This is a genomic window from Extensimonas vulgaris, from assembly GCF_003337425.1.
Lineage (GTDB): Bacteria > Pseudomonadota > Gammaproteobacteria > Burkholderiales > Burkholderiaceae_C > Extensimonas > Extensimonas vulgaris.
Genome location: NZ_QPJU01000005.1, coordinates 183,554 through 207,882, shown reverse-complemented (window position 1 = coordinate 207,882; position 24,329 = coordinate 183,554). Strand labels below are relative to the sequence as shown.

The 24,329-nt window shown below is 57.0% G+C and carries 25 protein-coding genes; 7 read left to right on the top strand and 18 right to left on the bottom strand.

Annotated elements, in window-relative coordinates:
* Window positions 1-4: 4 nt before the first annotated feature.
* The 7 genes from pheS to rraA form a co-directional block, all read right to left on the bottom strand.
* Window positions 5-1,081, bottom strand: coding sequence for a phenylalanine--tRNA ligase subunit alpha (gene pheS, locus DFR45_RS09280; protein WP_114483414.1), 1,077 nt, complete (start codon window positions 1,079-1,081; stop codon window positions 5-7).
* 114 nt (window positions 1,082-1,195) lie between these two features.
* Window positions 1,196-1,555: a 50S ribosomal protein L20 gene (gene rplT, locus DFR45_RS09275; RefSeq protein WP_114483413.1), complete on the bottom strand. Its 360-nt coding sequence runs from the start codon at window positions 1,553-1,555 to the stop codon at window positions 1,196-1,198.
* Between the two features lie 27 nt (window positions 1,556-1,582).
* Window positions 1,583-1,786: a 50S ribosomal protein L35 gene (rpmI, locus tag DFR45_RS09270; RefSeq protein WP_114483412.1), complete on the bottom strand. Its 204-nt coding sequence runs from the start codon at window positions 1,784-1,786 to the stop codon at window positions 1,583-1,585.
* 139 nt (window positions 1,787-1,925) lie between these two features.
* Window positions 1,926-2,528 (bottom strand): translation initiation factor IF-3, encoded by a 603-nt coding sequence (gene infC, locus DFR45_RS09265; RefSeq protein ID WP_114483449.1) that lies wholly within the window; start codon window positions 2,526-2,528, stop codon window positions 1,926-1,928.
* Window positions 2,529-2,609: 81 nt separating this feature from the next.
* Window positions 2,610-4,559: a threonine--tRNA ligase gene (thrS, locus tag DFR45_RS09260; RefSeq protein WP_114483411.1), complete on the bottom strand. Its 1,950-nt coding sequence runs from the start codon at window positions 4,557-4,559 to the stop codon at window positions 2,610-2,612.
* A gap of 253 nt (window positions 4,560-4,812) precedes the next feature.
* Window positions 4,813-6,141: an isocitrate lyase gene (gene aceA / locus DFR45_RS09255; RefSeq protein WP_114483448.1), complete on the bottom strand. Its 1,329-nt coding sequence runs from the start codon at window positions 6,139-6,141 to the stop codon at window positions 4,813-4,815.
* Between the two features lie 285 nt (window positions 6,142-6,426).
* Window positions 6,427-6,960 carry a ribonuclease E activity regulator RraA gene (rraA, locus tag DFR45_RS09250; RefSeq protein ID WP_421782382.1) on the bottom strand — a complete coding sequence of 178 codons (534 nt, stop codon included), beginning with the start codon at window positions 6,958-6,960 and terminating at the stop codon, window positions 6,427-6,429.
* Between the two features lie 189 nt (window positions 6,961-7,149).
* On the opposite strand from rraA, the gene DFR45_RS09245 reads away from it, so the two are divergent.
* The 4 genes from DFR45_RS09245 (at window position 7,150) to argG (ending at window position 10,238) form a co-directional block, all read left to right on the top strand.
* Entirely contained in the window at window positions 7,150-7,509 is a 360-nt protein-coding gene (locus DFR45_RS09245; protein WP_114483410.1) for an SWIB/MDM2 domain-containing protein, read from the top strand.
* A gap of 246 nt (window positions 7,510-7,755) precedes the next feature.
* The gene (locus DFR45_RS09240) at window positions 7,756-8,445 is read left to right on the top strand and encodes a glycine zipper 2TM domain-containing protein (protein WP_114483409.1); all 690 of its coding nucleotides are present in this window, start codon (window positions 7,756-7,758) and stop codon (window positions 8,443-8,445) included.
* A 122-nt stretch (window positions 8,446-8,567) separates the two neighbouring features.
* Window positions 8,568-8,885, top strand: a complete 318-nt coding sequence (ppnP, locus tag DFR45_RS09235; protein ID WP_114483408.1) for a pyrimidine/purine nucleoside phosphorylase — start codon at window positions 8,568-8,570, stop codon at window positions 8,883-8,885.
* Between the two features lie 21 nt (window positions 8,886-8,906).
* Entirely contained in the window at window positions 8,907-10,238 is a 1,332-nt protein-coding gene (gene argG / locus DFR45_RS09230; RefSeq protein ID WP_114483407.1) for an argininosuccinate synthase, read from the top strand.
* Between the two features lie 122 nt (window positions 10,239-10,360).
* Here argG and murB read toward each other — a convergent pair whose 3' ends face one another.
* Entirely contained in the window at window positions 10,361-11,434 is a 1,074-nt protein-coding gene (gene murB / locus DFR45_RS09225) for a UDP-N-acetylmuramate dehydrogenase (protein ID WP_114483406.1), read from the bottom strand.
* A 97-nt stretch (window positions 11,435-11,531) separates the two neighbouring features.
* Here murB and DFR45_RS09220 point away from each other — a divergent pair, with 97 nt between their 5' ends.
* From DFR45_RS09220 to DFR45_RS09210, 3 genes are read left to right on the top strand one after another with little or no spacing between them, the layout of a single operon-like run.
* Window positions 11,532-12,017, top strand: coding sequence for a YajQ family cyclic di-GMP-binding protein (locus DFR45_RS09220; protein ID WP_114483405.1), 486 nt, complete (start codon window positions 11,532-11,534; stop codon window positions 12,015-12,017).
* 25 nt (window positions 12,018-12,042) lie between these two features.
* The gene (locus DFR45_RS09215) at window positions 12,043-12,687 is read left to right on the top strand and encodes a retropepsin-like aspartic protease family protein (protein WP_244910964.1); all 645 of its coding nucleotides are present in this window, start codon (window positions 12,043-12,045) and stop codon (window positions 12,685-12,687) included.
* A 21-nt stretch (window positions 12,688-12,708) separates the two neighbouring features.
* The gene (locus DFR45_RS09210) at window positions 12,709-13,734 is read left to right on the top strand and encodes an HD-GYP domain-containing protein (protein ID WP_114483403.1); all 1,026 of its coding nucleotides are present in this window, start codon (window positions 12,709-12,711) and stop codon (window positions 13,732-13,734) included.
* On the opposite strand, the gene DFR45_RS09205 is transcribed toward DFR45_RS09210, so the two are convergent.
* Genes DFR45_RS09205 through nuoG form a run of 10 tightly spaced genes read right to left on the bottom strand, consistent with a single transcriptional unit; the run spans window position 13,715 to window position 24,319 of the window.
* Window positions 13,715-14,185: a DUF1178 family protein gene (locus tag DFR45_RS09205; RefSeq protein WP_114483402.1), complete on the bottom strand. Its 471-nt coding sequence runs from the start codon at window positions 14,183-14,185 to the stop codon at window positions 13,715-13,717. The genes DFR45_RS09210 and DFR45_RS09205 overlap by 20 nt on opposite strands.
* Window positions 14,172-14,483 carry a DUF2818 family protein gene (locus DFR45_RS09200; RefSeq protein ID WP_114483401.1) on the bottom strand — a complete coding sequence of 104 codons (312 nt, stop codon included), beginning with the start codon at window positions 14,481-14,483 and terminating at the stop codon, window positions 14,172-14,174. The genes DFR45_RS09205 and DFR45_RS09200 overlap by 14 nt, the downstream gene beginning before the upstream one ends.
* Window positions 14,484-14,504: 21 nt before the next feature.
* A complete protein-coding gene (gene nuoN, locus DFR45_RS09195; protein ID WP_114483400.1) occupies window positions 14,505-15,998 on the bottom strand; it encodes an NADH-quinone oxidoreductase subunit NuoN in 1,494 nt (497 codons plus the stop codon).
* A 24-nt stretch (window positions 15,999-16,022) separates the two neighbouring features.
* A complete protein-coding gene (locus tag DFR45_RS09190) occupies window positions 16,023-17,498 on the bottom strand; it encodes an NADH-quinone oxidoreductase subunit M (RefSeq protein WP_114483399.1) in 1,476 nt (491 codons plus the stop codon).
* A gap of 13 nt (window positions 17,499-17,511) precedes the next feature.
* Window positions 17,512-19,536 carry an NADH-quinone oxidoreductase subunit L gene (gene nuoL / locus DFR45_RS09185; protein ID WP_174564688.1) on the bottom strand — a complete coding sequence of 675 codons (2,025 nt, stop codon included), beginning with the start codon at window positions 19,534-19,536 and terminating at the stop codon, window positions 17,512-17,514.
* A 28-nt stretch (window positions 19,537-19,564) separates the two neighbouring features.
* Entirely contained in the window at window positions 19,565-19,873 is a 309-nt protein-coding gene (gene nuoK, locus DFR45_RS09180) for an NADH-quinone oxidoreductase subunit NuoK (RefSeq protein WP_114483398.1), read from the bottom strand.
* Complete coding sequence (locus DFR45_RS09175; protein WP_114483397.1) at window positions 19,870-20,532, bottom strand: NADH-quinone oxidoreductase subunit J; 663 nt, start codon at window positions 20,530-20,532, stop codon at window positions 19,870-19,872. The genes nuoK and DFR45_RS09175 overlap by 4 nt, the downstream gene beginning before the upstream one ends.
* 50 nt (window positions 20,533-20,582) lie before the next feature.
* Complete coding sequence (gene nuoI, locus DFR45_RS09170; protein WP_114483396.1) at window positions 20,583-21,092, bottom strand: NADH-quinone oxidoreductase subunit NuoI; 510 nt, start codon at window positions 21,090-21,092, stop codon at window positions 20,583-20,585.
* A gap of 12 nt (window positions 21,093-21,104) precedes the next feature.
* A complete protein-coding gene (nuoH, locus tag DFR45_RS09165) occupies window positions 21,105-22,187 on the bottom strand; it encodes an NADH-quinone oxidoreductase subunit NuoH (RefSeq protein WP_114483395.1) in 1,083 nt (360 codons plus the stop codon).
* Window positions 22,184-24,319: an NADH-quinone oxidoreductase subunit NuoG gene (gene nuoG, locus DFR45_RS09160; RefSeq protein WP_114483394.1), complete on the bottom strand. Its 2,136-nt coding sequence runs from the start codon at window positions 24,317-24,319 to the stop codon at window positions 22,184-22,186. The genes nuoH and nuoG overlap by 4 nt, the downstream gene beginning before the upstream one ends.
* Between the last annotated feature and the right edge of the window lie 10 nt (window positions 24,320-24,329).

Sequence of the window (24,329 nt, the reverse complement as noted above, 5' to 3'; positions counted from 1 at the left end):
CGGCTCATTGGAACTGCGACAAAAAGCGGATGTCGCCATCGAAGAACAGGCGCAGGTCGTTCACGCCGTAGCGCAGCATGGTGAGACGATCGGGCCCCATGCCAAAGGCAAAACCAATGAATTTTTCGGGATCCAGCCCCATGTTGCGCACCACCGTAGGGTGCACCTGGCCTGATCCCGCGACCTCGAGCCAGCGCCCCGCGAGCGGCCCGGTCGGAAACTGGATGTCGATTTCGGCGCTGGGCTCGGTGAACGGGAAAAAACTCGGCCGAAAGCGCAGCACCAGGTCGTCGTTTTCGAAAAAAGCCCGACAAAAGTCGGTGAAGACGACCTTCAGGTCTTTGAAGCTCACGTTCTCGCCAATCCACAAGCCTTCACACTGGTGGAACATGGGCGAATGCGTGGCGTCGCTGTCGACGCGGTAGGTGCGCCCTGGCGCGATCACGCGGATTTCGGGCATGGGGCCGGCAAACGGTTCTCCGCCATCTTCGCCCAGACCTTGCGCGGCGCGGTGCTTCTTGACATGCTGCACGGCGTAGCGGATTTGCATCGGGCTGGTGTGTGTGCGCAGCAGGTGGGGCGCGTTTTCAGTGCCACCTTCAACGTAAAAAGTATCGTGCATGGAACGCGCCGGATGGTCTTGTGGCGTGTTCAATGCGGTGAAGTTGAACCAGTCGGTCTCGATCTCAGGCCCGTCGGCCACGTCAAAACCCATGGAGCCAAAAATGGCCTGGATACGCTCCAGCGTGCGCGACACCGGGTGCAAGCCCCCGGCGCCACGCTGGCGGCCCGGCAAGCTCACATCGAGCGCCTCGGCCTGCAATTGCGCCTGCAACTGCGCCTCGGCCAGCGCCTGGCGGCGCGCCTGCAGCGCTGCTTCTATGGCCTGCTTGGCCGCGTTGATGGCCGCACCGCGCGTTTTTTTCTCCTCGACGGAAAGCTGCGCGAGCCCCTTCATGAGCTCGGTCAAGCGCCCGGACTTGCCGAGGAACTGCGCCTTGGCATTTTCCAGTTCCGCCGGCGTGTTGCTTTGCGCGAACAGGCGCGCCGCGCTTTCGACCAGAGAATCCAAATCGTTCATATCGACTTCTCAAAAACAACAAGGGCTAGTGCCTTTCAAGCGCTAACCCTTGCCTTGACTGCGCAAGCAGCTATCAAAAAATAACTGCTCGCAGCACTCGCACACGCAGCCAACTCAGGCGGCCAGCTTGGCCTTGACCTGGTCGACGATGCTGCCGAACGCCGCCTTGTCGTGCACGGCGAGGTCGGCCAACATTTTGCGATCGATCTCGATCGAGGCTTTCTTCAGCCCATTGGCGAATTGGCTGTAGGTCAGACCCAGTTCACGGGCCGCGGCGTTGATACGCGCGATCCAGAGCTGGCGGAATACGCGCTTTTTCGCGCGGCGGTCGCGGTAGGCGTACTGACCCGCTTTCATCACCGCCTGCTTGGCGATGCGGAAAACGTTGCCGCGGCGACCGCGGAAGCCCTTGGCCAGGGCGAGAACTTTTTTGTGACGGGCACGGGCAGTGACGCCACGTTTAACGCGAGGCATATGCGTTACTCCTTGTTCGTCTAGCGATTACAGACCGGCAAAAGGCATCATCTGCGCGACGTGACCAAGGTTGGTCTCATGCACATTGACAGCCCCACGCAGGTGACGCTTGTTTTTGGTGGTCTTCTTGGTCAGGATGTGACGCTTGAAGGCTTGACCGCGCTTGACGGTACCACCGGGACGAACGCGAAAACGCTTTTTCGCGCTGCTCTTGGTCTTCATTTTGGGCATTGCATGCTCCTCTTGGTTTGTGCTCGCGAGGCGTTTGCAAACCGACCTGCAAACTTGGAAGCCCCGAGCCACTTTTGGCGGCAAAGCATCATTGCTTTGCCGCATCGCAGCGCACTCTTTGAAAGCGCGCACGCCGATTTCAGGCTGCAGCCGCAGTGGAAGCCGAAGTGCCGGCCTCTGTCGTTTTGGCTGCAGTTTTTTTCTTGCCAGGTGCGATCATCATGATCATCTGCCGCCCTTCGAGCTTCGGGAACTGCTCGACGACGATGGCGTCGCCAAGGTCGTCCCGAATGCGATTGAGAAGCGCCAAACCGAGTTCCTGATGGGTAATTTCGCGCCCACGAAAACGCAGCGTGATTTTGCACTTGTCGCCTTCGGCCAAAAAACGGCGGATGTTGCGCATTTTGATCTGGTAGTCAGCCTCGTCCGTCCCAGGACGAAACTTGACCTCCTTGATCTCTATCACCGTCTGCTTGGCCTTGGCCTCGGCAGCGCGTTTTTGCTCTTGATACTTGAACTTGCCGTAATCGACCAGACGACACACAGGCGGACTTGCCATGGGTGCAATCTCAACCAGATCGACATCCAGCTCACCCGCCATACGCAAAGCCTCGGAAAGGCTCACAACCCCCAGAGGCTCGTTATTGGGGCCGCTCAGGCGCACTTCAGGCGCAGTAATTTCCCGGTTCAGTCGGTGCTTGCGCTCTTCACGCTGACGACGGTCACGAAATTCGGTAGCGATGGTACTTTTCCTTGAAATCAAAAATGATGAAAACTCTTTGCTGCACGCTGATGCCAAGCATGGCGCCCGACTTCACAGCGATCAGACTTTTGCTGCGAGATCTTGGGCAATACGCTCGACAAAGGCATCGAGAGACATCATACCCAGATCTCTGTTGCCCCGCGCACGCACGGCAACCGCTCCAGCCGCCTTCTCCTTCTCGCCGGCGACGAGGATGTAGGGCAGCTTCTGCAAGGAATGCTCGCGTATTTTATAGGTAATCTTTTCGTTGCGCAGATCAGTCGCAACCCTAAGGTCTTGATTCGGCAATGCTTTTTGTAGTTTCGCGGCAATTTCGCGACAGTAATCGGCCTGCGCGTCGGTGATGTTGAGCACCGCGACCTGCACGGGCGCGAGCCAAACCGGCAAAGCACCCGCGTGCTGTTCGATCAAAATGCCGATGAACCGCTCGAGGCTTCCCACGATGGCGCGGTGCAACATCACGGGACGATGGCGCGCCCCATCTTCGCCCACGTACTCGGCATCGAGCCGCTCGGGCATCGAAAAATCGACCTGCATGGTGCCACACTGCCATTGGCGGCCTATGGCATCCTTGAGCGTATATTCGATCTTCGGCCCATAAAAGGCGCCGTCACCCGGCGCGAGCTCGAATTCGCAGCCGGAAGCGCGCAAACTCTCCATGAGCGCATGTTCTGCCTTGTCCCAACTTGCGTCCGAACCGATGCGCGCTTCGGGCCGCGTGGCCACCTTGTAAATGATGTGCTCGAAGCCAAAATCGCGGTACACCTTCTGCAGCAAGCTGGTGTAGGCGATGCATTCGGGCAGGATCTGGTCTTCGGTGCAAAAAATGTGGCCATCGTCCTGCGTAAAGCCCCGTACGCGCATGATGCCGTGCAGCCCGCCCGACGGCTCATTGCGATGGCACTGGCCAAACTCGCCGTAGCGTAGCGGCAAGTCGCGGTAACTCTTGATTCCTTGCTTGAAAATCAGAAGGTGCCCTGGGCAGTTCATCGGCTTGAGCGCGTATTCACGCTTTTCGCTCTCGGTGATGAACATGTTGTCGCGGTACTTGTCCCAGTGGCCGGTCTTTTCCCACAGCGTTTTGTCTAGTAGCTGCGGCCCCTTGACCTCCAGATAGCCGTTGTCGCGGTAAACGCGGCGCATGTATTGCTCGACTTCCTGCCATATCGCCCAACCTTTGGGATGCCAGAACACCACGCCGGGCGCATGGTCATCGATGTGGAACAGGTCGAGTTCGCGCCCCAGCCTGCGATGGTCGCGCTTTTCGGCCTCCTCGAGCATGGCGAGGTACTGCTGCAGCTCCTCTTTCGTGGCCCAGGCGGTACCGTAGATGCGCTGCAGCATCTCGTTGCGGTGGTCGCCGCGCCAGTATGCGCCCGCCACCTTCATGAGCTTGAAATGCTTGAGCTTGCCCGTACTCGGCACGTGTGGCCCGCGGCACAAGTCTTCAAACTTACCCTCCCGGTACAGACTCACTTCTTCATTGCTTGGGATACTCGCGATGATCTCAGCCTTGTAGTTTTCGCCCATGCGCTTGAAATACGCCACGGCTTCGTCGCGCGGCAGCACACGACGTACCACGGGCTCATCCTTGGCGGCGAGTTCGGCCATTTTTTTCTCGATCGCAGCCAAGTCTTCGGGCGTAAAAGGGCGCTTGTAGCTGAAGTCATAGTAAAAGCCGTTGTCGACCACCGGGCCTATGGTCACTTGCGCATCGGGAAATAGTTCCTTGACTGCATAGGCGAGCAAGTGTGCCGTGGAGTGACGGATCATCTCCAGCCCTTCGGGGTCCTTTGCGGTGATGATGGAAACCGTGGCGTCGTGGTCTATGGTGTAACTCGTGTCCACGAGCTTGCCATCAACCTTGCCTCCCAGCGCTGCCTTGGCCAAACCCGCGCCAATAGACTGCGCCACTTCGGCCACCGTCACGGGCCCAGGAAACTCCCGCGTGGAACCATCGGGCAAGGTCAGGCGCACGGGCCGGCAAGAGGCTTGGATCGCTTCCGTCATTTGCAAGATTCCTCGATCAGAAAACAAGAACAGCGCGGACTTCGCGCTGTTCGAAAAATTTTTATAGCACCCTCGGCAAGATGCGCGGGCGAAAACGCCGGTTTTTACTCATAAACCACGTAAGAGGCGCGAAGCTACTTTGGCCTTTTCAAGCTACCCCACAGCGGCAAAGCAATGGAATTTTAGCTCGCTGCAAACCCGCTCCTGGCATGGCGGGTTTACTGCCAATCTCTCGTCCGAGGTGCTGCAACACTCAATGGAACTGCTCTTCTTCGGTCGACCCACTCAGGGCCTTGACGTTGGAGCTGCCCCCCTGGATCACGGTGGTCACATCATCGAAGTAACCCGCACCCACCTCTTGCTGGTGCGACACGAAGGTGTAACCCAATTCGCGCGCCTTGAACTCGGGCTCCTGGACCATTTCGACGTAGTGCTTCATGCCCTGCCCACGCGCATAGTGGTAAGCAAACATGAAGGTGTTGTACCAGTTGATGTGGATGCCGGCCAGGGTGATGAACTGATACTTGTAGCCCATTTCCGCGAGTTTGTCCTGGAACTCGGCGATGGTCTTGTCGTCGAGGTTTTTCTTCCAGTTGAAGCTCGGGGAACAGTTGTAGGCAAGCAGCTTGCCCGGAGCCTTGGCCTGAACGGCCTGGGCGAATTCACGCGCAAAGCCGAGGTCCGGCGTGCCCGTTTCGCACCACACCAAGTCGGCATAAGGCGCGTAGGCCACGCCGCGGCTGATGGCTTGCTCCAGGCCATTTTTGACACGGAAGAACCCTTCTTGCGTTCGCTCGCCCGTAAGAAACGGCTTGTCGTTGGCATCGTGGTCGCTCGTGATCAAGTTCGCGGCTTCGGCGTCGGTGCGCGCGAGCACGATGGTGGGCACGCCCATGATGTCGGCGGCGAAGCGGGCTGCAATCAGCTTTTCAATCGCTTCTTGAGTGGGAACGAGCACTTTGCCACCCATATGACCACATTTTTTGACGGCAGCGAGTTGGTCTTCGAAGTGCACCCCCGCAGCGCCCGCAGCGATCATGTTCTTCATCAGTTCGAAGGCATTGAGCACACCACCAAAACCAGCTTCAGCATCGGCGACGATAGGCAGGAAATAATCGATGAACTCCGGCGAACCAGGCTCGATGCCGCGGCTCCATTGGATTTCGTCGGCACGCTTGAAGGTGTTGTTGATGCGGCGCACCATGGTCGGCACCGAGTCGTAGGCATACAGCGACTGGTCAGGGTACATGGTTTCGCTGGTGTTGCCATCGGCGGCGACTTGCCAGCCCGAGAGGTACACGGCTTCCAGCCCCGCCTTGGCCTGTTGCATCGCCTGGCCGGCAGAGATTGCACCAAAGGCGTTCACATAACCCTTTTTGGCACCGCCGTTGATCTTTTCCCACAGCTTTTCGGCGCCACGCTGCGCCAGCGTGTATTCGGGCTGCAGACTACCGCGCAGACGCACCACGTCGGCGGCCGTGTAGCCACGCTTGATGCCTTTCCAGCGTGGATTGCTCGCCCAGTCTTTTTCGAGGGCCTCGATTTGCTGTTGACGGGTCGGTGACGTGCGAGATTGCGACATGAAATTCACTCCGAGAGTTGCAAAACAGAGAGGGCAGCGAAACGCCTACCCACAGGAGCCACTTTAAGTCTTCTATAAGAGTTGGCGCAAATCTTATGTCTTATACAAGACATAAATTTCCGATTGAAAAACAATGGGTTAGCAAATAATTTCTCCATATAAAAAATGATTTCTCATATCGAGAAATTTTGCGGCACTGCAGCATGCGAAATTCCACATTGAATGACATAATTTTCTCAATATGAAATTTTTTGCAAGGAAAAGCAGTTCCATCCTCCCCGAGGCTCATTCATGCAAGGGACGCATGCTCACGACGATGCCGTCTGCATCGGCGTACAACCAATCACCGGGGCGCACCCATACACCCTGGATGCGTATTGCCACATCGCGCAGGCCCGTGCCGCGTTTTTCCGTCGGCAACGGCATCAATCCAAGGGCACGTATCCCGATCGCAGCCGCATGGAGCTCCGCTACATCGCGCACACAACCATCGATCACGACCCCAGCCCAACCATTGCGCGCAGCCGCAGCCGCCAAGTTACCGCCGACCAAGGCGCGGCGCAAGGAGCCACCTCCATCGACCACGAGCACGCGCCCCAATCCCGGGGATTCGACCGCGGCTTTGACCAGACTGTTGTCCTCGAAGCATTGCACCGTGCTCACCGGCCCACAAAAGACCGGCGCAGCGCCATAAATCTGAAACACAGGGGGCAGCACGCGAAAAGCTCCACTGTCATCACCCTTGTGGGCATCACAAAAATCACAAGTGCTGAAGGTAGGGCAAGCGGGCGTTGTCATCTGGAAGGTATCTTTCATCATTTGAAATTCATGGTTTTCGTGCTGCGTCGAGATGGACGAGGAGGGTCAACTGTCCCTTTTTTCACACAAATTTCAGCCTGCAAGGGTAGCGCCGCATAGGAAAGCGCCTCATTTCCCTATAGCATCCACTGTGCCAGCAACAGAGCAGGTTTCGCTGGCGCAATTTACATCCAACAAGGAAACTCCGAGATGGCAACAGCAAAAAAAGCTGCGGCAAAAAAAACCGCCGCCAAGACCTCAAGCGCAACCCAAGCGCCTGCTACCAAAACCAAGGCCCAAGCTGCTGCGCCCACCCCAAAGCGCCCACCCAACGCTGCTTTCATGAAGCCATTGACTCCCAGCCCCGCGCTAGCCGCCATCGTAGGCTCGGAACCTCTGCCCCGCACAGAGATCATCAAGCAGCTATGGGTTTATATCAAAGCGCACCAACTGCAAGATGCAAAGAACAAGCGCAACATCAACGCCGACGCCAAGTTGCAACCCTTGTTCGGCAAGAAGCAAGTCACCATGTTCGAACTCGCTGGATTGGTCGGCAAGCACACCTCTTGAGCGCACGAAGCGCTACGACGCGACACGGACCTCACAAAAAAAAGACCGGTTCACCGGTCTTTTTCGTGCGGCCGCCATGGGCTCACTCAGGCGAGCATGCTCTACTCCAAGTCGGTCACCATAGATAAAATTGCTTACGAAAGAAGCACCCCCGCCCCTGGCGGGTAAAGTAGCTTGCATAAGCACTCGAAGACTCAACCTTTCGAGCAGTCGGTACGTTATTGAGGTACCGTGAAGGAGTTTTCCATGCGCAAGACAATCATTTTCTGTAGCGTGACCATGCTGGCAATGCTTGCCTCGGCTCAGCAAGTTCCGCAGGAACAAGCCCGCGTAATTTCTGCCACCCCAGTCATTCAACAAGTGGCGATCCCGCAGCAGGTTTGCTCCAATGAAACCATATACAGTAACAACCAGCCTACTGGTGCAGGGGCCGTGCTTGGTGCGCTCGCAGGCGGCGCCGCGGGCAACACCATTGGCAATGGCGGAGGACGAGCCGCCGCCACTGCTGTAGGCATCATTGGCGGCGCTTTACTAGGCAATCAGGTGGAAAGCAATGCCCACCCTGCCCAACAAAACGTGCAACGATGCACCACGGAAACCCGCTACGAAAATCGCACCATTGGGTACGATGTTGTATACGAATATGCTGGGCGTCGCTATACCACTCGCACGCCAACCGACCCTGGGCCGACCATTCCTGTTGTGGTGCAGCCCGTGGTGACTACACCTGCCAGCCCCCCTCCTGCCAGCTACACCACTCCGCAGCAACAAGCGCCTACCTATCCTCCGGCATCCACCCCGCCCGGGACTTATACCCCAGCACCGTTGTCATATTACTATCAGCCTTGGGTCCCCGTGTATGCACTCATGCCGGCGGTGAGCCTGCAACTGGGTTATGCAAACATCCATTCCGCAAGCCACTGGCGCAGACACTGAAAGCGCAAGAAACATAGGCAAGCCATAGGATACGTAGAAGCTTGAGCGCGCCGACGTGGCCGGTACTGCCTCCTGAAAACCCTACCCTACAATACCAAGCTTTTTCTCTTTGCACTTGCTTAATGACCACCGAGAAAATTGACGGCGTCAGCGTCGCCACCCAAGCCAGCGTCTATTTTGACGGTAAATGTATCAGCCACGGCATTACCATGCCTGACGGCACGCGCAAATCGGTGGGCGTCATCCTGCCCGCCACGCTCACCTTCCAGACCGGTGCGCCCGAAACCATGGAATGCGTCGCAGGGGGCTGCGAATACAAGCTTGCCGGCAGCGACGCCTGGCTGCGCTCGGGCCCTGGTGAGGCATTCAGCATCCCCGGCAATTCCTCGTTCGACATTCGCGTCGACGAGGTGTATCACTATATCTGTCATTTCGGCTGAATCCCGCACCCATCCAATCTTATGGCCACGATCCTCCAAGACCTGCCTGTCGGGCAGAAAGTCGGCATCGCCTTCTCAGGCGGCCTAGACACCAGCGCTGCGCTGCTCTGGATGCAGCGCAAAGGCGCTCTGCCCTATGCCTACACTGCGAACCTGGGCCAACCTGACGAGCCCGACTACGAAGCCATCCCGCGCAAAGCGCTCGAATACGGTGCACAAAAGGCTCGTCTGATCGACTGCCGCAAACAGCTCGCACACGAAGGCATCGCCGCGCTGCAGGCGGGTGCCTTTCACATTTCCACCGCGGGACTGACCTATTTCAACACCACGCCGCTGGGCCGCGCCGTCACCGGCACCATGCTCGTGGCCGCGATGAAAGAGGACGACGTCCATATCTGGGGCGATGGCAGCACCTACAAGGGCAACGACATCGAGCGCTTTTATCGTTACGGCCTACTGACCAACCCGGCCCTCAAAATCTACAAGCCCTGGCTTGACCAGAAGTTCATCGACGAACTCGGCGGCCGCAAGGAGATGAGCGAATTTCTCATCGCCAATGGCTTCGATTACAAAATGAGCTCCGAAAAGGCCTACAGCACCGACAGCAACATGCTGGGCGCCACGCACGAAGCCAAAGACCTTGAATACCTGAACAGTGGCATCCGCATCGTCAACCCGATCATGGGCGTGCCTTTCTGGCGCGACGATTGCAAGGTGTTGGCCGAAGAAGTCAGCGTGCGCTTCGAAGAAGGCCAGCCCGTGGCGCTGAACGGCGTCGAGTTCGACGACCCAGTGGCGCTGATCCTCGAAGCCAACCGCATCGGCGGCCGCCACGGCCTCGGGATGAGCGACCAGATCGAAAACCGCATCATCGAAGCCAAGAGCCGCGGCATCTACGAAGCGCCTGGCATGGCGCTGCTGCACATCGCCTACGAACGCCTCGTGACCGGCATCCACAACGAAGACACGATCGAGCAATACCGCATGAATGGCATGAAGCTCGGCCGCCTGCTCTACCAGGGCCGCTGGTTCGACCCGCAGGCCATCATGCTTCGGGAGGCGGCCCAACGCTGGGTGGCGCGCGCCATCACTGGCACGGTGACGCTGGAGCTTCGCCGTGGCAACGACTACTCGCTGCTCAACACCGAAAGCCCCAACCTCACCTACCACCCCGAGCGCCTGACCATGGAAAAGGGCGAGTCCATGTTCTCGCCGCGCGACCGCATCGGGCAACTAACGATGCGCAACCTCGATATCGTGGACACGCGCGCCAAGCTAGGCATCTACGCTCAGGCAGGGCTGCTCGCGACGAGCAAGGATTCTCCCTTGCCGCTGCTGGGTAACGAATCCTGATCGGCGGGAAAACATGTTCCTCCATCAAAAAACCGCCTTCAGGCGGTTTTTTGATGGTGTTTTTGGCATCTAGCGCTTTAAACACAAGCGCAAGAAGCTATCATAAAATGAGCTAACTGCCGTTATACCACCACAGGCTCGGGCTCCAGGCGAATGCCAAAGCGCTCATAGACGCTGGTCTGGATCGCCCGCGCCAGTGTCATGACCTCGCCGCCGGTCACACTGTCCTGACCATGCCCGCGGTTGACCAGCACCAGCGCCTGCTTTTCATACACCCCGGCCTTGCCAACCGACTTGCCACGCCAGCCGCACGCATCGATCAACCAACCTGCCGCCAGCTTGAAGCTGCCGTCGGTCATGGGGTAGTGCACGACCCGGGGATCGCGCGCAATGATGTCGAGGCATTGCTCGGGGGTGACGGTCGGGTTCTTGAAGAAACTTCCTGCATTGCCCACCACCCGCGGATCAGGCAGTTTGGCGCGACGGATGGCGCAGACCCATTCGAACACCTGCTGCGCCGTGGGCTGCGCAATCCCTGTCTCGGCGCTGCGACGCTGCAGGTCGAGGTAGCCCAGCTCCGCCTTCCAGGGCTTGGGCAGGCGCAGGCGCACGCGCGTGATCACGGCACGCCCGGCCAACCCCATGCCGCGCGGCAGTCCACCATTCGCCGTCGGCTGGGAGGGGGCATGTTTGAACACCGAGTCGCGATAGGCAAAACCGCACTGCGCCGCATCCAGGGTAAAGCACTGCCCGGTTGCCAGGTCCACGGCGTCGAGCGACTCAAAACGATCCTGCAGCTCCACCCCATAGGCGCCGATGTTTTGCACCGGCGCGGCGCCCACGGTACCCGGAATCAGCGCCAGGTTTTCCAGGCCGGGCAGGCCGTGGGCCAGCGTCCAGCGCACACAATCGTGCCAAAGCTCGCCCGCACCGGCCTCCACGATCCAGGCTTGCGGCGTGTCTTCGAGCAGACGCAGACCTTTGATTTCCATTTTGAGCACCACCGCCTTCACATCCCCCGTGAGCACGATGTTGCTGCCGCCACCGAGCACGAAAAAAGGCCCGCGCCCCAGTTCCTCATGCGCCAGCAACTGCAAAATGTCATCGACGCAGCGCACATGCACCAGCGTCTGTGCACGCGCTGCAATGCCGAAGCTGTTGAAGGGCTGCAAAGAACAGTTTTTCTCGACTAACATAGGGCGATTTTCGCATTCTTGACCCAATAGAGTGCGGCGCACTTGACATTGCAGCCCGTGCGGCAGCAGTTCCCTGATCCACCCACTAAAAACCACCATGCCATCCTTTGACACCGTGTGCGAGCCCGACCTCGTCGAGGTCAAAAACGCCGTCGAAAACACCGCCAAGGAAATCGCCACCCGCTTCGACTTCAAAGGTACATCCGCCAGTATCGAACTCAAAGACAAAGAGATCACATTGCTGGGCGACGCTGAATTCCAGCTCACGCAGATCGCCGACGTCCTGCGCACCAAACTCGCCAAGCGCAATGTGGATGTGCGCTTTCTCGACATGGGCGAAGTACAGAAAGTCGGCGGCGACAAGGTCAAGCAGGTGGCCAAGGTGCGCAGCGGCATCGAAAACGATCTGGCCAAAAAAATCCAACGCCTGGTCAAGGACAGCAAGCTCAAAGTGCAGGCCAGCATCCAGGGGGAAGCGGTGCGTGTCACGGGCGCCAAACGCGACGATCTGCAGGCCGCAATGGCGCTGCTGCGCAGAGAGGTTACAGAAGTCCCCCTGTCTTTCAACAACTTCCGCGACTGAGATGCCGTCCTTTCGGCGCCACGCCCTGCGTTTTCTCACCGCGGTGGCTCTGCTCTCCAGTGCCACCCTGCTCGGAGTTCCCTTGCACGCCGAGCAAGCGGTGGCCCTGTCGGGCATTCTGGGGAGCAAGGCGCTCCTTGTCATCAATGGCAGCCCGCCGCGCAGCATGGCAGAGGGTGACGTCCACCAGGGCGTCAAGGTACTCTCCGTGGGCCGCGAAGACGCCGTGGTGGAAGTCAATGGCCAGCGGCGCAACCTGCGGCTCGGAGAAGCCCCACTGAGCGTGGGCAGCCTGGGCGGTAGCGGCCGGCGCGTCACCCTGCTTGCCGACGGACGCGGCCATTTCGTCGGCAGCGGCACCATCAATGGACGTAGCATGGACTTCTTGGTGGACACCGGGGCTTCCATGGTCGGAATCGGCCGCCCCGACGCCGATCGTCTGGGCTTGAACTACCAAAAAGGCCAGCCCGTGCGCTTGAGCACCGCAAACGGCATTGCGCAGGGATGGCGCATCAAGCTGGACTCGGTACGCATTGGCGACGTCGAGGTTTTCGGCGTCGAGGCCATCGTGACACCCCAACCCATGCCCTTCGTGCTGCTGGGAAACAGCTTTCTTACAGAGTTCCAAATGACCCGGATGAACGACCGGATGGTGCTGGAAAAGCGCTAAAGCCTTACCTGCGACGCAAGCATGTCACCGCCATCCGCCTGGGGCTACCGCAGCCACGAAGGAGAGTACGAGGACTTGCTCGGTCTCTGGGCCGACCTGGAATCTGCCCTCGCAGTCTTGTTGTCCGCCCCCTTGCAAGTGCAGCACTTCCCCGGCAAAGTGCAGCAACTCGACCGTTGGCTGCAGGATCTGATGGCGCATGACACCGACGCGGGACTCTACCTGATGTTTCAGCTCGCCAGCACCTCGGCTGTGGGCTACAGCGCCTCGCATGCCTTGGTCTGTGCCACGCTGTGCCACGTGCTGACGCAAGAGCTGCAGCTTAGCAAACCAGAGCGCGACAGCCTGGTGCAAGCGGCGCTGACGATGAACATCGGCATGACTGCGCTCCAAAACGAGTTGGCACAACAGCGCGAAAAACCCAGCGCAGAGCAGCAAAACGCCATCCGCGAGCATGCACAAAAGGGGCGTGATCTGCTCGAAGGCTTGCACGTCGAAGATGAACTCTGGCTGCGCGTGGTGCAGCTACACCATACCCAATTCCCCCCTTCGAGCAAGGCCCTGTCAGCACAAGCGCCGCCAGAGCGACTCGTGCGCATCCTGAGCACCATAGACCGCTACGCTGCAATGATCAGCCCCCGCCGAAGCCGCGCCGGCCGCAGCATCACGGAGTCGGTGCGCGCCATTTTCAGCCGCAACGCCGATACCACAGATGAAGTCAACCGCGCGCTGGTGCGTGCGCTCGGCCTGTGTCCGCCAGGCGTTTTCGTGCGCCTGGACAATGGCGACACCGCACTCGTGTTGCGTCGTGGCACAGCCACCAACCATCCCATCGTCGCCAGTTTGCTGAATCGCAGCGGGAAGAATTACCCCAAGCCGTCGATTCACGACACGGCAAATAGCAAACTGCGCATCGTATCCTCGCTACCGCGCTCCGCGGTGCTTTTAAAGCAGGATCACAGAACGATGGTTCGCCTGGGTCTTTACGCCGCGCAGCGCAGCTTGCATCTCGTCAAACCACCCTCTTCTATTGCAGCGTTTCCTTGAGCGCCTGCGGCACCATCCATGGAATCACGGGAATCCCTTCCGCGCGCAATTGCGCGGCCTCCGCTGCGGAGGCTTGGCCGCGGATCGCCCGTTCCTGGGCCTCACCGCTATGCATACGCCGCGCCTCTTCGGCAAACCGATCCCCGACGTCCTCGGTATGCGCGATGATTTTGCGCGTGAGCGCCAGCCAGGCGCCCTGCAAAGTGGCAGGCGCGCCCTCGCCAGAGGGTGTCGCCACCGGTAACGAACCTTCGTCTGGCCCACCTGCCGCACGAGGCGCTTTGGCACCAAGGTTCAAGCGCGGAACACTCAGTTGCTTGTCCACTTGCGTATCGCCACATAAAGGGCATTGCACCAGGCCCCGCTGCATTTGCGCCTGAAAGTCAGTTTCGGACGCAAACCAGCCCTCAAAGCAATGGGCTTGCCGACACTTCAAGTCAAGCACCTTCATGGCGATGCAACAAATAACGGTAAACGAAACCTGGGAAAGCTAGCGTCAAAAACAATGCCCCCGTCACGGCATAAAACTCCCAGGTCTGCGGGCTTATCTGGCCCAGGCGCCGCTCCAGTAGCAAAGCCAGTGCGCCTACGCAAAAATACAAGACAAGCAACTCCAGAAGCCGCAGCCATAGCGTTTTTTTACCTCGCGCCCGCGGGCCGAAAAAGAAATAACGCTGGCTCAAAAAAGGGAGATTGGCCGCCAAAGCGGCGGCCAATATCACAAGCCATATCGATGAAGTCTGGCTCATTGGGGAATGGAGGTGCAAAAATCAGGTGACCAGTGCACGCAAAACAGCGTCCGAGCACAAAGCCATCAACCCGCCAGGCAGCAAACCAAGCAAAAGCACCAGCGCACCATTGAGTGTGAGCACCACGCGCACATCAGCGCCTGCAGACACGCTCGTGGCTGTCAATGGGGCATCGAAATACATCACTTTGATCACCCGCAAATAATAAAAAGCGCCGATCAGCGACATGATGACCGCAAATACAGCCAAAGCAATATAAGACGCCTGCCCCGACGCGATCAAGGCCTGTAAAACGGCAAGTTTTGCATAAAAACCCACCAGAGGCGGAATGCCCGCCAAAGAGAACAGACAGATTGCCATCACTGCTGCGTACAAGGGGCTACGCTGATTCAGACCTGCAAAATCAGAGATCTCCTCACTCTCGAAGCCCTCACGCGCCAGCAGCAATATCACGCCAAAGCTGGCCAAAGTGGTCAAGACATAAGTCACCACATAAAACATGGCGGAGCTATAGGCAGTTTGTACCGCAATGGCATCCACTTGGCCATTCACCACGCCCGACAGCAAACCGAGTAGCACGAAACCCATCTGCGCAATCGTGGAATAGGCCAACATACGCTTCAAATTGGTTTGCGCAATCGCGGCCAAATTTCCCAACAGCAAAGAAGCAATCGCCATGATGGCCAGCATCTGTTGCCAATCGATCGCCATCGGCAAAAGCCCATCCACCAAAAGACGAATGGTGATCGCAAATGCGGCAAGTTTGGGAGCCGCACCAATCATCAGTGTGATGGCCGTGGGAGCGCCATGGTACACATCAGGAATCCACAGGTGAAACGGCACTACGCCCAGTTTGAAAGCCAAGCCACTGACCAAGAAGACCAGCCCAAAAACCAGCACCTGATGGCGCACCTGGCCCGAAATCACTGCCTTGAACACTTGGCCAATGTCCAAAGAGCCTGTCGCCCCGTAAAGCATGGACAGGCCATACAGCAGGAAACCACTGGCCATGGCGCCGAGCACGAAATACTTCATGGCGGCCTCCGTCGCCCTGACATCGTCACGTCGCAGCGCAACGAGCGCGTAACTCGACAAGGTAAGCAACTCCAGACCGAGGTAGATCACCAGCAGGTGATTGCCCGAAATCATGATGAACATGCCTAGCAAGGCAAACATCGACAAGGTGAATAGTTCGCCACCGCGCAGCATGTTTCGATCGGCCGCATAGGAACGCCCATAAACCAACGTCACCATGACCGCGATCGTGGCGAAGCACTTGAGCCAATTTCCCATGGCGTCACTGACCACCATGTTGCCAAAGCCGTAAAACGTGCTTCCGTTGCGCGCGTACATGGCCTGCAACCCAGCCACGACCGCCAGTGTCAATAGGGTCAGCACGTAGGTCCCAGTGCGGCGGTGGTTGCGCATCCCCAAGTCAACCAATGTGATCACACACGCCATCACCAGCAGCACAATCTCTGGATAAACGGCAAGCCAGCTGATGTTATCAATCATCTCGAATCTTTCGGTTCAGTCTTGTCAGTTCAGCTTGGACAGGGCCACATGGCGCAGCAGTTCTGCAACAGAAGAGTTCATCACGTCGGTAAAGGGACGAGGATAAATACCCATAGCCAATACCGCCAAAGCGAGCAATGTCAGGATCAAAAACTCTCGGCTACCGATGTCGCTGAGGCTACGCACGTTTTCATTGGCGATCGGCCCCAGATACACTCGTTTGAACATCCACAAGGTGTACGCCGCACCCAGTATGAGCGCTGTAGCCGCAGTGAGGCCAATCCAGAAATTCGATTGAACTGCAGCAAGAATCACCATCCATTCGCCGACGAAACCCGCTGTTCCGGGCAAACCACAATTGGCCATAAAGAAAAGCAAAGCAAATGCGGCAAACCGGGGCATGGTATTGATGACACCACCGTAAGCAGCAATTTCGCGAGAATGAACACGATCGTAAAGAACACCTATGGCCAAAAACATCGCAGCGGAAACAAAACCATGGGCGATCATTTGTACTAACCCACCCGAAACCCCGAGTTCGTTGAACAAGAAAAAGCCCAGCGTCACAAAACCCATGTGCGCTACCGAAGAATATGCGACAAGCTTTTTCATATCGGTTTGCACCAAGGCAACGAGCCCTACATAAACGACCGCAATCAGCGACAGTGCAATCATCAACCAGGCCCACTCATGCGCGGCGTCCGGGGTGATCGGCAGGGAGAAGCGTAAAAAACCATATGCACCCAGTTTTAGCATGATCGCGGCAAGCACTGCAGAACCGCCGGTGGGTGCTTCCACGTGCACATCCGGCAGCCAGGTATGTACCGGCCACATGGGTACTTTGACTGCAAAAGCAGCGAAAAATGCGAAAAACAGCAAAGTCTGCGCCGTGGCACCCAGGGGCACCTTATGCCAAGTAGCGATATCGAAACTACCGCCAGATTGGTTGTAGAGGTAGATCAGCGCCACCAGCATCAGCAAGGAACCAAGCAGGGTGTAGAGAAAGAATTTGAAGGCGGCGTAGATTTTGTTTGGCCCACCCCAGATACCAATAATGAGGTACATGGGAATCAGCGTCGCCTCGAAGAAGACATAAAACAGCATACCGTCGAGCGCGGAAAAAACACCGATCATCAGACCCGAAAGAATCAGAAAGGCGCCCATGTATTGGTTCACGCGCTCCGTGACCGACTCCCACGAGGCAATAACCACGATCAACGTAATAAACGCCGTGAGCGGCACGAACCAGAACGAAATTCCGTCGATCCCGAGATGGTAGTAAACGTTGAAACTTTCGATCCAGATCGTCTTCTCAACAAACTGCATCGCCGCCGTTCCAAGTTTAAACCCTTCATATAAGGGCAAAGTAACCAAAAGCCCTAGAAATGCGCCCAGCAGGGCAAGCCAGCGTACCGCAACCACCTGGCCTTCACGCCCCAAGGTCAGCAATAACGCACCAAAGCCAATGGGTATCCAAATAGCAAGACTCAACAATCCCATTTTTCTTTTTCTCCTACTTGTTGAGCCAGACAAAATATGTCATGAACACGAAGACGCCCAAAACCATGAAGAGCGCGTAGTGGTAAATGTATCCCGACTGCACCCAGCGCACGACACCCGCCACCCAGCCAAGAATTTTCCAGGAGCCATTCACAACGGCACCATCGATGATGGCACGATCACCGCCCTTCCACAGAACCGTGCCCAGAATTCTGGCTGCGCGAGCGATGATATTCTCGTTGATCCAATCCAGGTAATACTTGTTGTCCATCACAACATAAAGCGGATGCAGGCTCCGCTTGATCGCGGCAGGCACCGCCGGATTCACCAAATACATGTAGTAAGCAAGGGCGACACCGGCTAAGGCAAGCCAAAAAGGCACCGCCTGCAAACCATGCAATGCCATGGCAACCGGCCCATGAAACGCCTGCGCAAGCTCTGCCATTGCAGGATGCTTGGCAAGATCAACGAAGATGGCATCTTTGAAGAAATCACCAAACAGTATGGGCCCGATGAACAAGAAACCCGACACCACCGATGGAATCGCAAGCAACACCAAGGGTACCGTCACCACCCACGGAGACTCGTGCGGCGCATGGTGGTGCGTATCATGCCCGTGCGCGTGTGCATCCTCCGCGTGCGCCTCGGGATTCTGGTCATACCGCTCTTTGCCGTGAAAGACCAGAAAATAGAGGCGAAATGAATAAAACGCCGTGATGAAAACCCCTGCCAGCACTGCGAAATGCGCGAATCCCGCGGCTGGCAACTGGCTGGCGTGCACGGCCTCGATGATGCTGTCTTTGGAGTAAAACCCGGAAAAGAAAGGCGTACCAATCAGCGCCAGTGATGCCAACAGGAAGGTGATCCACGTGATCGGCATGTATTTACGCACGCCGCCCATCCAGCGAATGTCCTGATTGTGATGCAAGCCCAAGATGACCGAGCCCGCGCCCAGGAACAGCAGCGCCTTGAAAAACGCATGGGTCATTAAGTGAAATACCGCTACCGAATAAGCCGATGCACCGAGCGCAACCGTCATGTACCCCAATTGTGACAGGGTGGAATATGCAACCACGCGCTTGATGTCGTTCTGGATGATGCCCAGCAAACCCATGAACAAAGCTGTAATGCCACCAATGACGAGGATGAAATTGAGCGCGGTATCCGAAAGCTCGAACAATGGCGACATGCGCGCGACCATGAAAATCCCCGCCGTGACCATGGTGGCCGCATGAATCAGCGCAGAGATGGGTGTAGGACCTTCCATGGAATCCGGCAGCCACACATGCAGAGGAAACTGCGCACTCTTACCCATTGCGCCGATGAACAGACAGATGCAGATCACGGTAATCAGCATCCAGTCCGTTCCTGGGAATTCCAACTCAGCCAGCGCATGCGCCTTAGTGAAAATCTCGCCGTAATTCAAAGTGCCTGCGTAGGCAGCAATCAAACCGATTCCCAAGATGAACCCAAAGTCGCCAACCCGGTTCACCAAAAAAGCCTTCATGTTGGCAAAAATGGCGGAAGGCTTGCTGTACCAGAATCCAATGAGCAAATAGGAAACCAATCCCACAGCTTCCCAGCCGAAGAACAACTGCAGCAGATTGTTGCTCATGACCAGCATGAGCATAGAAAAAGTAAACAGCGAAATATAGGCAAAAAATCGGTCGTACCCCTCGTCCTCTGCCATGTAGCCTATGGTGTAGATATGCACCATGAGCGAAACGAAGGTCACGACAACCATCATCATCGCTGTCAGGTTGTCGACCCAAAACCCGACCTCCATCTGCAAGCCGCCCGTCACCATCCAAGTATAGATGGTTCCATTGAAGCGCGCCCCCTCAAGCGCTGTGCTCTTGAGGGTCATAATCGACAATATGAAGGCCACGAGCACACCTAAAATCGCCAAGCTATGACTCAGACGGCGACCAATTTTGTTTCCGCCCAGAGAGGTACCAAAAATACCCACTAGCACGGCGCCTATGAGCGGCGCCAAGGGCACGGCCAAAAGTATGGCAGGGGAAAGGGTTTGACTCATGCTAGAGAACCTTGCGTATGTCTATAACTCAACCCTTGAGGGTATTGAGCTCTTCCGCGTCAATATTAGCTTTGTTGCGGAACAAAAGCACCAAGATGGCTAGACCGATAGCCGATTCCGCAGCTGCAACAGTCAGAACGAAAAAAACGAACACCTGACCGTGCATGTCGCCGAGGTAGTGTGAAAATGCCACAAAATTAGTATTCACTGCCAACAACATGAGCTCTATAGCCATGAGCAAGACAATGAGATTTTTCCGATTCAAGAATATCCCAATTGCCGAGAGCGCAAAAAGCATTGCTCCCAATGAAAGATAATGACCCAGAGTCAAAGTCATATTTTTTTCTCCTCAATTGGTACATCATTGACCGGCCCAGTTCTTGGAGTTGAGGTTATTTTCAATACCGTCAATCGATCAGCAGCACGCACATGCACTTGTTTGGAGGGATCTATCATCTTGCTGTCTTTGCGACGACGCAGCGTCAAAGCTATCGCAGCAATCATCGCAACCAGAAGAATGATGGCAGCAATTTCAATCGGGTAAAGATACTCTGTATAAAGCAGCTTCCCCAAAGCCTTCACATTAGATGCCTGTACCGTGCTCTCTGCAGAATTCATAACAACAGACGTGGTCTTTGGCTCCTCGACACCACGGAAACCTCCCATGAGCACCGCAGCCATCTCGAGCGCGATCAGTGCGCCAATCGTGACTGCCAAGGGGAAGTGATTCCAGAAACCTTTGCGGGCGGTATCAACATGCATATCCAGCATCATCACCACGAATAGAAACAGAACCATCACCGCACCCAAATATACAAGCACGAGCGCGATGGCAAGAAACTCCGCTTTCAGCAACATCCAAAGCCCAGCCGCCTGGGCGAAGGCCAGTATCAAATACAGCACCGCGTGCACGGGATTGCGCGCGGTCACCACCCGAAAGGCCGCGAACAGCAGCACGATCGAAAAAAAATAGAAGAAACCAGTCTTGGCGTCCATGAATCGGTTCTTTATAGAAAGTCTGGTCTAGTTTTGTTGGTCGCCGGGCTTCAGCGATATTTCGCGTCTGCAGCCTTGGCGGCAGCGATTTCCGCTTCGTATTTGTCGCCTATGGCCAGCAACATTTCTTTCGTGAAATACAAATCACCGCGCTTTTCACCGTGATATTCGAAAATATGGGTTTCGACAATCGAATCGACCGGGCAGCTTTCCTCACAAAAACCGCAAAAAATGCACTTTGTCAAATCGATATCGTAGCGCGTGGTGCGACGGGTACCATCTTCACGTTGCTGCGACTCGATGGTGATCGCCATCGCTGGGCATACAGCCTCACAAAGCTTGCAAGCAATGCAACGCTCTTCGCCGTTTTCGTAGCGGCGCAGAGCGTGCAGGCCGCGAAACCGGGGTGACAACGGCGTCTTTTCCTCGGGATATTGCACAGTAACTTTACGACGAAACGCATAACGCCCCGTCAAAGTCATACCCTTAAACAATTCGACGAGCAAAAAACTCTTAAAAAAGTCCTTGAGTGAAAAAGGTGCAGCAGCAACAGCGGCCATTTGTGTCCCCGCTTATTTCCAAATATTCCAAGGCGAGAGCAACCACACGCCAACGACGAGCAGCCACACCAGTGTCACTGGAATGAATATCTTCCATCCTAGACGCATGATCTGGTCATACCGAAAACGCGGGAAGGTGGCGCGAATCCAGATAAACATAGAAACTATGACGAAAGTCTTGAAGCCCAGCCAAATCCACCCTGGGATGGCACTGAAAAACTCGGTATTGATGGGAGAGAGCCAGCCGCCGAGGAACATGAGTACAGCAAGAATCGACACCAGCCACATGCTCGCGTATTCTGCAAGGAAAAAGATGGCAAAGCCCATGCCCGAATACTCGACCATATGCCCAGCGACGATCTCCGCTTCGCCTTCGACCACGTCGAACGGATGGCGGTTGGTTTCTGCAACGCCGGAAATCAGATACACCATGAACATGGGCAAAAGCGGCAGCCAGTTCCATGACAAAAATGCCAGCCCCATGTCCGCGGCCATGCCGCGCGACTGCACCATGACGATGTCCGTGAGGTTCATGCTGCCGGAAACCATGATGACCACGAGAAAACAAAAACCCATGGCGATTTCATAGCTCACCATTTGTGCTGAAGCGCGCAGTGCACCCAGAAAGGCGTATTTCGAGTTTGATGACCAGCCGGCGATGATCACACCGTACACCTCTATGGAAGTGATGGCCATCATCAGCAACAAGCCGGCATTCACGTCGGCCAGAGCCACGTGCGGGCCAAATGGAATCACGACCCAGGCCGCGAGCGCTGGCATGATGGCCATGACGGGGCCAAGAACAAACAACCCTTTGTCAGCGGCCGCCGGCTGAATGATCTCTTTGGTGAGCAACTTCAGCGCATCGGCGATCGGCTGCAGCAAGCCCATGGGACCGACGCGGTTGGGGCCATAACGCACCTGCATGAAACCTAACAGCTTGCGTTCCCACAAAGTAAGGTAAGCGACTGCGAGCAGCAGCGGAATCAGCACGGCGACGATCTTGAGCAGGGTCCAGACGACAGGCCAGCCGGCGTGCGTCCACCAAGCCTGACCACTCAAACCCAAGCCAGCGTTGTAGAGCGCATCGATCATGCCACGCCCCCTTCCCTTGCGCTGCGCGCATCAGCGGTGCGCTGCAAAGATGGAGCGCGTCGTACCAAGCCGTCGAGTTGGTATATGGACGCCACCACCGGTTCGCCCGCGGCGCTGACGGCTTCGCCCGCCTCGCCCGGCTGATTGTTCAATGCGGAGGCAGCGATGGCAGGCTCTTGCCCAACCGGGGTCTTGGTTGCGAGCATCAACACTTCCTGCGAGGACTCGAACTCGAATCCCGGTATTTCGAGCATATTGGCGAGCACACGCAACACTTTCCAGGCGGGTCGTGTCTCACCCAAAGGCCGCACTACAGCGTGAAAACTCTGCAAGCGTCCTTCGGCATTTACAAAACTTCCGGAAGTTTCTGTAAACGGTGCGATGGGCAGAAGCACGTCACTGAACTCCATGTTCGCCTTGAACGGACTCATGGTCACGACCATGTCTGCGGCACTCAAGGCAGAGACGGCTTTGGCACCAGCTGCGGAATCGAACACGGGTTCGGTATTCAGCAAAAGCACGGCCTTGAGCCCACCGGCGAGCATTTGCGCAGCATTTTGCCCGCCCTGCATTGGCTGGGCATGCACGAATTGAGCTCCGACGGTGTTGGCCGCTTCCGTCAAATAACCGATCGATGCACCTGTCTGCGTGCCAATCCAGTATGCGAGCGCCAACAAACGCGAGGCTTGTGCATGGTGTGCTGCCGCGTTGCCCAGCAACACAGCCTTGCGTTCGCCACTGAGCAGCGATTGCGCTATCGCTTGCGCTGTAGCATCAAAAGAAGCGTTGACGCCCGCAGGCAGCGGCAATCCTTTTGCCTCGGCGATTGCCGCGGCCACTTCGGCCAATGCCGCCACCCAACCGGAAGCCGGCTGCAGCAGCGTATGGGCCACCGGCATGGCCCAATCGTGTTGCAGGGCATTGATCGCAGTGACCACGCACCCCTGGCGCGTTGCCTGACGGATACGCTGGGCGAAAAGAGGATGGTCTTTGCGCAAATTGGAACCAACCACCAACACACGCTGGAGCTTCGAGAGCGATGCGATCGAGGTACCGAGCCAGCGCACACCCGAAAAAGGCGGAAACTCGGCGTGGCGCAAACGATGGTCTATGTTGTCACTGCCCAGGCCACGCACGAGCTCTACGGCGAGATGGAGCTCTTCGAGCGTGCTATGAGGGCTGACCAGCGCGCCTATGCTTGCGGCGCCGTGTCTTTTCTTGATGTCTTGCAGGCCATTCGCCACATATTCGAGCGCCGTCTGCCAGTTGACCTCCTTCCAGACACCTCCCTGCTTGAGCATCGGCTGGGTCAAGCGCTCCGCGCTATTGAGCGCTTCGTAGGAAAACCGGTCACGGTCAGCGATCCAGCATTCATTGACTTCTTCGTTCTCGAAGGGCACGACGCGCATGACCTTGTGGTTTTTGACCTGCACGATCAGGTTTGCGCCCGTGGAATCGTGGGGGCTGATGGACTTACGACGCGAAAGCTCCCAGGTGCGTGCACTGTAACGAAACGGTTTGCTCGTCAAGGCACCGACGGGGCAAATGTCTATCATGTTGCCCGACAGTTCCGAATCGACTGTGCTGCCGGATACCGTGGTGATTTCGGAATGCTCGCCGCGGTGGATCATGCCCAGTTCCATGACGCCGGCAATTTCCTGACCGAAGCGCACGCAGCGCGTGCAATGGATGCAGCGGCTCATCTCCTCCATGGAAATCAGCGGCCCTACATCCTTGTGAAACACCACGCGCTTTTCCTCCTGGTAGCGCGAGGCCGAACCTCCGTAGCCCACGGCCAGGTCTTGCAACTGGCATTCACCGCCCTGGTCGCAAATCGGGCAATCGAGGGGATGGTTGATGAGCAAGAACTCCATTACGGCCTTTTGCGCCTTGATGGCTTTCTCGCTCGTGGTGCGCACGACCATCCCTTGCGTGACCGGCGTCGCGCAGGCCGGCATGGGCTTGGGCGCCTTTTCCACATCGACGAGGCACATGCGGCAATTGGCCGCGATCGAGAGCTTTTTGTGGTAGCAAAAATGGGGTATGTACGTGCCCGCCTTTTCTGCCGCATGCATCACCATGCTGCCTTCGGCGACTTCCACTTTCTGACCGTCCAGTTCAATTTCAACCATATTCGTTCTC

Bases quoted from the DNA above. Each gene is read 5' to 3' on its own strand.
- rpmI (WP_114483412.1), bottom strand. From the start codon at position 1,786: ATGCCCAAAATGAAGACCAAGAGCAGCGCGAAAAAGCGTTTTCGCGTT.
- nuoH (WP_114483395.1), bottom strand. From the start codon at position 22,187: ATGATCGATGCGCTCTACAACGCTGGCTTGGGTTTGAGTGGTCAGGCT.
- DFR45_RS09205 (WP_114483402.1), bottom strand. From the start codon at position 14,185: ATGAAGGTGCTTGACTTGAAGTGTCGGCAAGCCCATTGCTTTGAGGGC.
- ppnP (WP_114483408.1), top strand. From the start codon at position 8,568: ATGACCACCGAGAAAATTGACGGCGTCAGCGTCGCCACCCAAGCCAGC.
- nuoN (WP_114483400.1), bottom strand. From the start codon at position 15,998: ATGATTGATAACATCAGCTGGCTTGCCGTTTATCCAGAGATTGTGCTG.
- DFR45_RS09200 (WP_114483401.1), bottom strand. From the start codon at position 14,483: ATGAGCCAGACTTCATCGATATGGCTTGTGATATTGGCCGCCGCTTTG.
- DFR45_RS09175 (WP_114483397.1), bottom strand. From the start codon at position 20,532: ATGGACGCCAAGACTGGTTTCTTCTATTTTTTTTCGATCGTGCTGCTG.
- rplT (WP_114483413.1), bottom strand. From the start codon at position 1,555: ATGCCTCGCGTTAAACGTGGCGTCACTGCCCGTGCCCGTCACAAAAAA.
- nuoG (WP_114483394.1), bottom strand. From the start codon at position 24,319: ATGGTTGAAATTGAACTGGACGGTCAGAAAGTGGAAGTCGCCGAAGGC.
- argG (WP_114483407.1), top strand. From the start codon at position 8,907: ATGGCCACGATCCTCCAAGACCTGCCTGTCGGGCAGAAAGTCGGCATC.
- nuoI (WP_114483396.1), bottom strand. From the start codon at position 21,092: ATGGCCGCTGTTGCTGCTGCACCTTTTTCACTCAAGGACTTTTTTAAG.
- aceA (WP_114483448.1), bottom strand. From the start codon at position 6,141: ATGTCGCAATCTCGCACGTCACCGACCCGTCAACAGCAAATCGAGGCC.
- nuoL (WP_174564688.1), bottom strand. From the start codon at position 19,536: ATGAGTCAAACCCTTTCCCCTGCCATACTTTTGGCCGTGCCCTTGGCG.
- DFR45_RS09220 (WP_114483405.1), top strand. From the start codon at position 11,532: ATGCCATCCTTTGACACCGTGTGCGAGCCCGACCTCGTCGAGGTCAAA.
- DFR45_RS09210 (WP_114483403.1), top strand. From the start codon at position 12,709: ATGTCACCGCCATCCGCCTGGGGCTACCGCAGCCACGAAGGAGAGTAC.
- DFR45_RS09245 (WP_114483410.1), top strand. From the start codon at position 7,150: ATGGCAACAGCAAAAAAAGCTGCGGCAAAAAAAACCGCCGCCAAGACC.
- nuoK (WP_114483398.1), bottom strand. From the start codon at position 19,873: ATGACTTTGACTCTGGGTCATTATCTTTCATTGGGAGCAATGCTTTTT.
- pheS (WP_114483414.1), bottom strand. From the start codon at position 1,081: ATGAACGATTTGGATTCTCTGGTCGAAAGCGCGGCGCGCCTGTTCGCG.
- DFR45_RS09240 (WP_114483409.1), top strand. From the start codon at position 7,756: ATGCGCAAGACAATCATTTTCTGTAGCGTGACCATGCTGGCAATGCTT.
- murB (WP_114483406.1), bottom strand. From the start codon at position 11,434: ATGTTAGTCGAGAAAAACTGTTCTTTGCAGCCCTTCAACAGCTTCGGC.
- DFR45_RS09190 (WP_114483399.1), bottom strand. From the start codon at position 17,498: ATGGGATTGTTGAGTCTTGCTATTTGGATACCCATTGGCTTTGGTGCG.
- thrS (WP_114483411.1), bottom strand. From the start codon at position 4,559: ATGACGGAAGCGATCCAAGCCTCTTGCCGGCCCGTGCGCCTGACCTTG.
- rraA (WP_421782382.1), bottom strand. From the start codon at position 6,960: ATGATGAAAGATACCTTCCAGATGACAACGCCCGCTTGCCCTACCTTC.